The sequence below is a fragment of the Mycobacterium sp. genome, assembly GCF_025933915.1.
Taxonomy (GTDB): Bacteria; Actinomycetota; Actinomycetes; order Mycobacteriales; family Mycobacteriaceae; genus Mycobacterium.
Map to the genome: position 1 here is coordinate 1 of NZ_JAICZA010000169.1, position 9,081 is coordinate 9,081.

General features: G+C 65.3%; 11 protein-coding genes and 1 tRNA gene. 4 read left to right on the plus strand and 8 right to left on the minus strand.

Annotation, left to right across the window (positions count from 1 at the left end):
• Window positions 1-49: 49 nt before the first annotated feature.
• A tRNA-Thr gene (locus Q0W90_RS20625) sits at window positions 50-125 on the plus strand.
• Between the two features lie 32 nt (window positions 126-157).
• Complete coding sequence (locus tag Q0W90_RS20630; protein WP_297776265.1) at window positions 158-565, plus strand: HNH endonuclease signature motif containing protein; 408 nt, start codon at window positions 158-160, stop codon at window positions 563-565.
• Between the two features lie 92 nt (window positions 566-657).
• On the opposite strand, the gene Q0W90_RS20635 is transcribed toward Q0W90_RS20630, so the two are convergent.
• Window positions 658-1,374, minus strand: coding sequence for a hypothetical protein (locus Q0W90_RS20635; protein WP_297599465.1), 717 nt, complete (start codon window positions 1,372-1,374; stop codon window positions 658-660).
• Window positions 1,375-1,531: 157 nt separating this feature from the next.
• On the opposite strand from Q0W90_RS20635, the gene phoP reads away from it, so the two are divergent.
• Entirely contained in the window at window positions 1,532-2,251 is a 720-nt protein-coding gene (phoP, locus tag Q0W90_RS20640; RefSeq protein ID WP_297599466.1) for a two-component system response regulator PhoP, read from the plus strand.
• A 40-nt stretch (window positions 2,252-2,291) separates the two neighbouring features.
• On the plus strand, window positions 2,292-3,734 hold the full coding sequence (locus tag Q0W90_RS20645; protein WP_297599467.1) for a HAMP domain-containing sensor histidine kinase: 1,443 nt from the start codon (window positions 2,292-2,294) through the stop codon (window positions 3,732-3,734).
• Here Q0W90_RS20645 and Q0W90_RS20650 read toward each other — a convergent pair.
• The 7 genes from Q0W90_RS20650 to Q0W90_RS20680 form a co-directional block, all read right to left on the minus strand.
• Window positions 3,722-4,126 carry an HIT family protein gene (locus tag Q0W90_RS20650; protein WP_297599468.1) on the minus strand — a complete coding sequence of 135 codons (405 nt, stop codon included), beginning with the start codon at window positions 4,124-4,126 and terminating at the stop codon, window positions 3,722-3,724. The two genes, Q0W90_RS20645 and Q0W90_RS20650, sit on opposite strands and share 13 nt — an antisense overlap.
• Before the next feature lie 6 nt (window positions 4,127-4,132).
• Window positions 4,133-4,561: a ketosteroid isomerase family protein gene (locus tag Q0W90_RS20655; RefSeq protein ID WP_297599469.1), complete on the minus strand. Its 429-nt coding sequence runs from the start codon at window positions 4,559-4,561 to the stop codon at window positions 4,133-4,135.
• A 249-nt stretch (window positions 4,562-4,810) separates the two neighbouring features.
• Window positions 4,811-5,938 (minus strand): NDMA-dependent alcohol dehydrogenase, encoded by a 1,128-nt coding sequence (locus Q0W90_RS20660; RefSeq protein ID WP_297599470.1) that lies wholly within the window; start codon window positions 5,936-5,938, stop codon window positions 4,811-4,813.
• A gap of 165 nt (window positions 5,939-6,103) precedes the next feature.
• Window positions 6,104-6,658, minus strand: coding sequence for a nuclear transport factor 2 family protein (locus tag Q0W90_RS20665; protein WP_297700476.1), 555 nt, complete (start codon window positions 6,656-6,658; stop codon window positions 6,104-6,106).
• 3 nt (window positions 6,659-6,661) lie between these two features.
• Window positions 6,662-6,877 (minus strand): ferredoxin, encoded by a 216-nt coding sequence (locus Q0W90_RS20670; RefSeq protein ID WP_297599472.1) that lies wholly within the window; start codon window positions 6,875-6,877, stop codon window positions 6,662-6,664.
• Window positions 6,878-6,890: 13 nt separating this feature from the next.
• Window positions 6,891-8,243, minus strand: a complete 1,353-nt coding sequence (locus Q0W90_RS20675; protein WP_297599473.1) for a cytochrome P450 — start codon at window positions 8,241-8,243, stop codon at window positions 6,891-6,893.
• A gap of 54 nt (window positions 8,244-8,297) precedes the next feature.
• Window positions 8,298-9,080, minus strand: a complete 783-nt coding sequence (locus Q0W90_RS20680; RefSeq protein ID WP_297776271.1) for an SDR family oxidoreductase — start codon at window positions 9,078-9,080, stop codon at window positions 8,298-8,300.
• Window position 9,081: the final 1 nt, after the last annotated feature.

Consider the following 9,081-nt stretch of genomic DNA (forward strand, 5'->3'; position numbering starts at 1 on the left):
ACGGCATCACCCTGTCGTAGAATCGTCGTGGCTTATCGAGCCAGCCCCGGCCGCGTTAGCTCAGTTGGTAGAGCGTCGCTCTTGTAAAGCGGATGTCGAGAGTTCGAGTCTCTCACGCGGCTCCATTCCTGTCGGTACTCAGGGATAGCGTCGTCTTGTGTCAACGACCTGTCTCGGGTGCGGAGTCGATTTCGAAGGCCGTCGGCGAAAGGTGTTCTGCACCAACGCATGCCAACAGTCATACCGCCGACGCTTGCTCTTGGAGGCCTGGCTCGACACCGGAGTCTGTGGGCGCACGTCCTACCAGGGGCACTACGTCCGCGACTACCTCTATGAGCAGCAGGGCGGTTGTTGTGCGATCTGCGGCATCGAGGACAAATGGAACGGCGTGACCCTGGCGCTGATCGTCGACCACATCAACGGAGACGCAAGCAACGATCGTCGGGAGAATCTGCGGCTCATTTGCCCCAACTGTGACAGCCAGCTGCCGACGTACAAGGCAAGGAATCGCGGCAGCGGTCGCTACTACCGGCGACAGCGGTACGCCGACGGCCAGTCCTATTGACGCTCCGGCCGCCCGAGCATCCAACTAACGTTCTACCCGGCTCTACCACTGAGCTAAGGAGGCGGGGTAAAACCGGACCCAAGCCTAACCGGTCACTGGTCGCTGTCGATCACGCGCGCTGGGCGCACCGTCCGCGACGACGGCCGCCGGCGTCCCGGCAGCGGGATCCGGTCGGCGATGCTGCTCAGCGGGTTGACCACCATGGTGAGCGCGATGACGGCGTCCTGCAGGGTGGCGATGGCCGGCTCGAGCGCCTCCATCCCGGGCGTGAGCCGCGCCAGGGTGTCGGCAACGTCGGCGAGCTGGTCCAGCGGCCCATGCTTCGCCGTCAGCTTGTCGACCAGGCCGCCCTCGCTGAGCAGCCGGTCGGCCAGCCCGTCCTCGGCGAGCAGGCGCTCGATCAAACCCTCCTCGGCAACCAGCTGATCGGCCAGCCCGCCGGGCTGCAGCGTGCGCTGCAGGGCCCCGCCCTCGGCGGTCAGGCGGTCGAGCAGACCGCCCTCCGAGGTCAGCATGTCGACCACCCCGCCCGGGCGCAGCAAGCGATCGAGCGGCCCATCCGCGGCCACCGCCCGACCCAGCGGGGCGTCGTCGTCGAGCAGCCTGGCCAGCCGGTTAGCACGCACGAGCGCGTCGTCGATCCCCAGCATCGACGTCATCGCGTTCGTGCCGGCGGATCCGTTCTCACCCAAAGCTCGTTTCGCCACGCCCACGGCCGCGCTGGCCACGCCCAGACCCGCGTCCGCCGCCGCCAGCCCGACCCGCGCGGGAGCGGTCGCCGCCGTCACGATGCTTTTGGCGAGGTTCATCCTTCGAGTCTATTCACGACGCGGCCCGGGAAAGGCCGATCCGTCTCAAGGCACTGCGTCGATGCCTGGCAGACTACTAACAGACGGTTGACACTGAGCTTTCAGGAATCACACACTCTTTCCATAGGTAACTTCAAGTAAGGGACAGAAGCAGCTGATGACATCGCCAACTCCCAGTGACACCAAGCCGGAGGCTCGCGTCCTCGTGGTCGACGACGAAGCCAACATCGTCGAGCTGCTCTCGGTGAGTTTGAAGTTCCAGGGGTTCGAGGTCTACACGGCAACCAACGGCGCCCAGGCTTTGGACCGGGCGCGCGAAGCCCGTCCCGACGCGGTCATTCTCGACGTGATGATGCCGGGCATGGACGGGTTCGGGGTGCTGCGACGGTTGCGGGCCGACGGTATCGAGGCTCCCGCGTTGTTCTTGACGGCGCGGGATTCCTTGCAGGACAAGATCGCCGGTCTGACGCTGGGCGGCGACGACTATGTGACCAAGCCGTTCAGCCTCGAAGAGGTCGTCGCGCGGTTGCGGGTCATCCTGCGCCGCACCGGGAAGGGTGGAGCAGAACCACGCAGCGCCCGGCTGACTTTCGCCGATATCGAACTCGACGAGGAAACACATGAGGTGTGGAAGGCCGGTCAACCGGTGTCGCTGTCGCCGACCGAATTCACACTGCTGCGTTACTTTGTGATCAACGCGGGCACGGTGTTGAGCAAACCGAAGATCCTCGACCACGTGTGGCGATACGACTTCGGAGGTGACGTCAATGTCGTCGAGTCCTACGTGTCGTATCTGCGCCGCAAGATCGACACCGGGGAAAAGCGGCTGCTGCACACGCTGCGCGGCGTGGGTTATGTGTTACGGGAACCGCGCTGAGCACGCGCTCGGCCAACTGCGGTAGCGGAGAATTGGGCAGATGGTCACCAAACCTCGACGTGGATTGCCGCTGCGGGTAGGGCTCGTCGCCGCCACCCTGGTGCTGGTCGCGTGCGGCCTCGCCGTGTCCGGTGTCGCGGTGACGTCGATCCTGCGTCATAGTCAGATCAGCCGCATCGACCAGACACTGCTCGACGCATCGCACAGCTGGGCGCAGGCCCCGCGGCGGCAGTCCGCGCCGCCCTACGAAGGCCCGGACCCGGGCCGGCCACCGTCGAAGTTCTATGTGCGTGGCATCAGCACCGACGGGACCCCGTTCACCGCCATCAACGACCGCAACGCCGAACCGGCGCTACCGGCCAATAACGATGTGGGTCCCAATCCGACGACGCTGCCCTCGGTGAACGGTTCGAACATCCACTGGCGAGCGGTCTCGGTGCGCGGCCCGCACGGGCTGACCACCGTGGCCATCGACCTGTCCGACCTCCAGCACACGGTCGGCTCACTGGTCTGGCTGCAGTTCGGCATCGGCGTGGCGGTGCTGGTCTTGGTCGGGATCGCCGGCTTCGCGGTGGTGCAACGCAGCCTGCGGCCACTGGCAGAAGTCGAACGAACGGCCGCGGCGATCGCTTCCGGTCAGTTGGATCGCCGTGTCCCCGAACGTGATCCGCGAACCGAGGTGGGCCGGCTGTCGCTCGCGCTCAACGGGATGCTCGCCCAGATTCAGCAGGCACTGGCCTCCTCGGAGTCCTCGGCCGAGAAGGCCCGCGGCTCCGAGGACCGGATGCGACGCTTCATCACCGACGCCAGCCACGAGCTGCGTACCCCGCTGACCACCATCCGCGGCTTCGCGGAACTGTACCGCCAAGGCGCCGCCCGCGACGTCGCGATGCTGTTGTCGCGGATCGAAAGCGAGGCCTCCCGGATGGGCCTGCTCGTCGACGACCTGCTGTTGCTGGCCCGCCTCGATGTGCAACGACCTCTCGAGCGCAACCGGGTGGACCTGCTGGCACTCGCCAGCGATGCCGTGCACGACGCGCAGGCGATCGATCCCCGGCGAACCATCGCCATGAAGGTCCTCGACGGCCCCGGCACGCCGGAGGTGCTCGGTGATGAACCGCGAATACGGCAGGTGCTGAGCAACCTGATCGCCAACGCCTTGCAGCACACCCCGGAAAGCGCCGACGTCACGGTGCGGGTCGGCACCGACGGCGACGACGCGGTCCTCGAAGTGGCGGACAAAGGCCCCGGCATGAGCCAGCAGGACGCGTCGCGGGTGTTCGAACGGTTCTATCGCACCGACTCGTCGCGGGCGCGGGCCAGCGGCGGTACCGGTCTGGGTCTATCCATTGTCGAGTCGTTGGTGCGGGCGCACGGCGGCGTCGTCAGTGTGACCACCGCGCCCGGCGAGGGCTGCTGCTTCCGGGTGACGTTGCCGCGCATCAGTGACGTCCACGCGCAGCGCGCGGTTCACGCCAATTGAGCCAGGGCGGCCTTGATCTTGGCCTGGGCCTCGTCCAGCGATTCCGCTGAGGGGTTGCGGTCCACGTTGGCGAAGCCGAAGTCGCTGAGGCTGCGGGTGGGGAAGACATGCACGTGCAGGTGCGGCACCTCCAGTCCGGCGATGATCAGGCCGGACCGTTCGGTTCTGAAGGCCTTGCACACGGCCTTGCCGATCAATTGGCTCACGGTCATGACCCGGGCGAAGGCCGCGCCGTCGACGTCCTGCCAATTATCGATTTCTTTGCGCGGCACCACCAGGGTGTGCCCCTGCGTCATCGGTTCGATCGTCAGGAACGCGACGATGTCGTCGTCCTCGTAGACGAAGCGGCCGGGAAGTTCACGGTTGATGATTTTGGTGAAGATCGACGCCATGGGCGCTCATTCCCCCTTGCCGAACTGCATCATCTCGAGGTTCCAGTAGCCGCGCATGTTGGTGATCAGCCCGGCGTCGTTGACCTTGTAGGTGAACACCCCACGTACCGAGCTGGTGAGGCCGCCCTCGAACCTGCTGTTGAGCACCAAAATGTGGGCGATCTCGTCGGGCGAACTCGACGGGAAGGTCTCCTCACAGGTGATGGAGAGCTGATTGGCCGCGATGTTGGTGTCGAAGAAGGCGCCGACGGCCTCCTTGCCGCGGACACCCGTGCCGTCCGGGTTGGTGACGGACTTGCCGATCGGATCCTCGATGACGACGTCATCGGACATCAGCGCCAGCCAGCCCTCCCGGTCGTGCGCTTGCACGCACCGCCACGAGGATTGCGACGCGGCCAGGGCCGGGGATGCCTGGGATTTCTCGGTTTGGGTCAATTTTCTTCTCCTGTCACTAGGTTGCGCACGCGGCACCTCGGGACGCGTCGCCTCGATAGTCGTTGGCGCGCCGATTGCGTTGTGGCGCAAGGAAGGAGCCCAGCAGCATGTGGCCGTGCGGTCTGGCGGCAGCCCGCTCACCGCAGACATGGCCACGTGGTCGCGCACCGTCATGGCGCCGGTTCGTCCCGGCGCCATGACAGTGGCCGAAGCCGGTCACCGAAATAGACGCGGCTGATGACGATTGGTTTACCGGTCGGCGTCGGTGAACCGGATGACGCCGCGAATGTTCTTGCCGTCCAGCATGTCCTGGTAGCCGTCGTTGATCTGTTCCAGCTTGTACTGGCGGGTGATCATGTCGTCCAGGTTCAGCTTGCCGGCCTTGTACATCGACAGCAACTGTGGAATGTCGTACTGGGGGTTGCCGCCACCGAAGATGGTGCCCTGCAGGTTCTTTTGCATCAGGGTCAACATCGCCAGGTTCAGCGTCACGTTGGTGTCCAGCAGGCTGCCGATGGCGGTCGCCACGCAGGTGCCGCCCTTGGCGGTGATGTTCAGGTAGTTGTCGATGTCGGCGCCGTGCAGCTCGCCGACCGTGACGATCACCTTGTGGGCCATCAGGCCGTAGGTGACCTCAGCCATGCCCATGAGCGCGGCATCGATATCGGGGTAGACGTGGGTGGCGCCGAACTTCAGGGCCTGGTCGCGCTTCCACTCAACCGGGTCGATCGCGAAGACGTAGCGGGCGCCGGCGTTGACGGCACCCTGCAGCGCCGCCATGCCGACGCCGCCGACACCGACGATCGCGACGTCTTGGCCCGGCCGAATGTCGGCGGTACGCACCGCCGAACCGTAGCCGGTGGTGACGCCGCAGCCGACCAGCGCGGCGACCTCGAACGGAACGGACGGGTCGATCTTTACCACCGAGGCGCGGTGCACGACCATGTAGGGCGAGAACGTACCCAGCAGCGTCATCGGGAAGACATTCTGGCCGCGGGCCGTAACGCGGAACGTGCCATCGCTGACCGCCGCGCCGCCCAGCAACCCCGCGCCCAAATCACACAGGTTGCGCATGCCGGACTGACAGGTCGGACACTGCCCGCAGGAGGGGATGAACGACAGCACCACGTGGTCACCCGGGGCGATGTCCTCCACGCCGGGGCCGACCTCGGTGACGATGCCCGCTCCCTCGTGCCCGCCCAGGACCGGGAATCCGGCCATCGGGATACCCCCGGTGACCAGGTGATGGTCGGAGTGGCACATGCCCGCCGCTTCCATCTGGATCTTGACCTCGTGCGCTTGCGGGTCGCCGATCTCGATGTCCTCGATGGACCACGGCTGGTTGAACTCCCAGATCAGTGCGCCTTTTGTCTTCACGTTGGACCTGACCCCATTTCGCCATTGAATTGAGACTGCCCGGCCCCATCAGGCCTGACAGCGGTGGTGACGAGTGCCACAGGCACCCCTGTCGCGTCAGCATAGCGCGTGCAACAAATCAAATGCTTGGTTGGCTCCGCGGCGAGCGCGAGCGCGGATCCCCGCTCACCAAATCGGGACCGGTGCCTCGCCGAGCGGGTAGTAGCCCGGCAGCTTCTCGCCGGCGACGCTGCGCTCGATCCGCTTCTGCATGCCGGCGCTCAGATCGCCGGATTCGATGAGGGTGGCGAACATCTTCGCGACGTGTCCGAAGTCGAAGAAGTCGCGCTGCCACTCGATGAGGTTGCCGCCGTTGAGGCGAAACCAGCTGCCGCCGATGCCGTAGATCTCGCCCTGGGTGCCGTCGGTCTTGTTGACGATCTGCTTCCAGAAGCCGACGATCTCGCCCTGCTTCTCGTCGATGAGCACCTTCTGGTACTCGTACACCCAGTTCTCCAGGCCCTCCATCTCCAGACCGAGGGCGATGTCGCGGATCTCGTCGACGCCGACGCACATCACATCTTCCTTGGGACCGATGTTCCAGCCGTAGGTGGCGTCTTTGGCGTAGAAGTCCGCCAACGGCCGCCAGTCACCGGCCTTTTCGCAGTCCTTGTTGGCCTGCAGCCAGCGGTCGACCCATGCCTCGAGTTCGCCGCGGGAGTGTGCCGCCTGTGATGTCATGGGTCAGTCTTCTTTCTCTTTGATGGACAGTGCATGCGTTGGGCACATATCGACCGCGCGCTCGACTTCATCGCGGGCGTCTTCGGGCGGTTCGGGATCGAGGATCTCGACCTTGCCCCGCTTGGGGACCCGGAAGTAGTCGGGCGCCTCCAGTTCGCACATGGCGTGGCCCTGGCACAAATCCAGATCCGCTTCGATTCTGAATCCCTTTGAGCCCATTGGGACTTACTCCTTACGCATTGCGCTTGCGGTAGCGGACCTTCGCCGGCCGGGCAAGCTGCACAACCATCTTCGAGTGATCGTTGTGATAGCTGTCCGCCGGTTGTGCCATCTCAAATTCGTACTCACGCAACAGAACCGAGAAGATCGCTTTGATCTGCATCTGGGCGAACGCGGCGCCGACACACCGGTGGCGTCCCGCGCCGAACGGAATCCAGGTCCACCGGTTGACGATGTCGGCCTGCTCGGGCTTGTTGTAGCGATCGGGCTTGAACGCGTCGGGGTCGGGGAAGTCCTCGGGGATCCGGTTGCTGATCGCCGGGGATGCGGCGACGTAGTCGCCGTTGTGAATCGGGAAGCCCTCGACTTCGAACTCGCCCTTGGCGACCCGCATCAGGATGATCAGCGGCGGGTGCAGCCGCAGGGTCTCCTTGACCACGTTGTCCAGCTTCGGAATCGAGCGCAGCGCATGGAAGCTCACCTCCTGGCCGTCGGCGTAGAGCTCCTCGAGCTCGGCCAGCACCTCCGCGTACACCTCGGGGTGGCGGATCAGCTCGATCATTGTCCATGCCGAGGTCCCGGAACTGGTGTGGTGCCCGGCGAACATCAACGAGATGAACATCCCGGTGACCTCGTCGGCGGAGAATCGCGGAGTCCCGTCCTCGTCCTTGATCGACACCAGCACGTCGAGCATGTCGCGGTCGGCCTTGTCCTTCGGTGGATTGGCCAGCCGATGATCCATGATCTCCTGCACCACCGCAACGAGTTTGACGCGGGCCTCGTCGCGGCGCCGGAAGCTGTCGATCGGCAGATACGGGTCGACGTAGCACAGCGGGTCGGTGCCGCGTTCCAGCTCGTGGTAATACTCCGCGAACCGGTGATCGAGTTGTTCGCGGAACTTCAATCCGATCAGGCAGGCCGTCGAGGTGTAGATGGTCAGCTCGGCGAAGAAGTCGAGCAGCTCGATCTCGCCCTCGTCGCCCCAGTTCGCGATCATCTTCTTGACTTCGCCCTCGATGGTGCTGGCGTGTCCCTTCATCTGCTCGCCGCGCAGCGCCGAATTGTGCAGCATCTCCTTGCGCCGCTCCGGGCTGGCGTCGAATACCACGCCCTTGCCGAAGATCGGCGTCATGAACGGGTAGGCCTCGGCTTGATCCAGGTCTTCGTCGGCGGAGCGGAAGAAGAACTCGTTGGCCCCCGCACCGGACAGCAGGATGACGTGCTTGCCCGCCAGCTGGAACCAGCCGACGTCACCGCACTCGTCGCGGACCCGCTGCATCAAACCGATCGGGTCGGTGCGGAATTCCTCGAGGTGACCATGCTCCTCTTCGCCACCGGAAACCCGCGGCACGATAGCTGTCGTCATCTGCTCACTCCTCATCGGCGCTCATACCTCGCGCCGCATCGTCGTTTCGCGAAGTCATGAATCCAAGGCCTTTTCATCCAATGTGAGTTGCTGGCGTTCTTTCGTCACGGCCAACGGCGCCTCGGGCTGAAGCTCCATGTTGGCAACGAAGCCGCCCCGCGGCGTCTCCGCGACGAATGTGATCGCCCGGGCGAGGTCGGACGCCCGCAAGAAGTAGTCGTGGCGAGCCTGGCCCCACTTGGCCCAGTCTTCCAGTGCGGGGCCGATCTTTTCGGCCGGCAGGCTCCAGCCCATCGACGTCTTCGTCGGGCCGGGGTGCACGATCGAGGCCCGCACGCCGGTGCCCTCGAGCTCCATCTGGAAGTTGGTGACCATCGCGACGAGCGCGGCCTTGGCCGCGCCGTAGGCGCCCATGTGCGGCCGCTGGCGCAGGGCCACATCGGATCCGACGAAGATCAGGTCGCCACGCTGCCGGTCGAGCATGCCGGGCAGCACCGCGGCGGCCAGCCGGTTGGCGCCAACGAGGTGGATCTGCAGCTGGGACTCGAACTCATCGGTGGTGATCTCGGCGAGCTTGCCGAAGTAGGTGTCGCCCGCGCCGGCCACCAGCACCTCGATCTCGCCGAGCGCATCGACTGACTGTGCCACAAAGGATTTCACCGAAGTTGGGTCGGTGACGTCCAGGTGGAATCCGACCGCTTCGCCCCCGCCGGCGTTGATCTTGCCGACGATGTCCTCGAGCTTCTCGACGCGGCGGGCGCCCAGGGCGACGGGGAAGCCGTGGGCCGCGAGTTCGATAGCGGTGGCCTCTCCGATGCCGGAGGAGGCGCCGGCCACG

Bases quoted from the DNA above. Each gene is read 5' to 3' on its own strand.
- Q0W90_RS20635 (WP_297599465.1), bottom strand. From the start codon at position 1,374: ATGAACCTCGCCAAAAGCATCGTGACGGCGGCGACCGCTCCCGCGCGG.
- phoP (WP_297599466.1), top strand. From the start codon at position 1,532: ATGACATCGCCAACTCCCAGTGACACCAAGCCGGAGGCTCGCGTCCTC.
- Q0W90_RS20645 (WP_297599467.1), top strand. From the start codon at position 2,292: ATGGTCACCAAACCTCGACGTGGATTGCCGCTGCGGGTAGGGCTCGTC.
- Q0W90_RS20650 (WP_297599468.1), bottom strand. From the start codon at position 4,126: ATGGCGTCGATCTTCACCAAAATCATCAACCGTGAACTTCCCGGCCGC.
- Q0W90_RS20665 (WP_297700476.1), bottom strand. From the start codon at position 6,658: ATGACATCACAGGCGGCACACTCCCGCGGCGAACTCGAGGCATGGGTC.
- Q0W90_RS20670 (WP_297599472.1), bottom strand. From the start codon at position 6,877: ATGGGCTCAAAGGGATTCAGAATCGAAGCGGATCTGGATTTGTGCCAG.
- Q0W90_RS20675 (WP_297599473.1), bottom strand. From the start codon at position 8,243: ATGACGACAGCTATCGTGCCGCGGGTTTCCGGTGGCGAAGAGGAGCAT.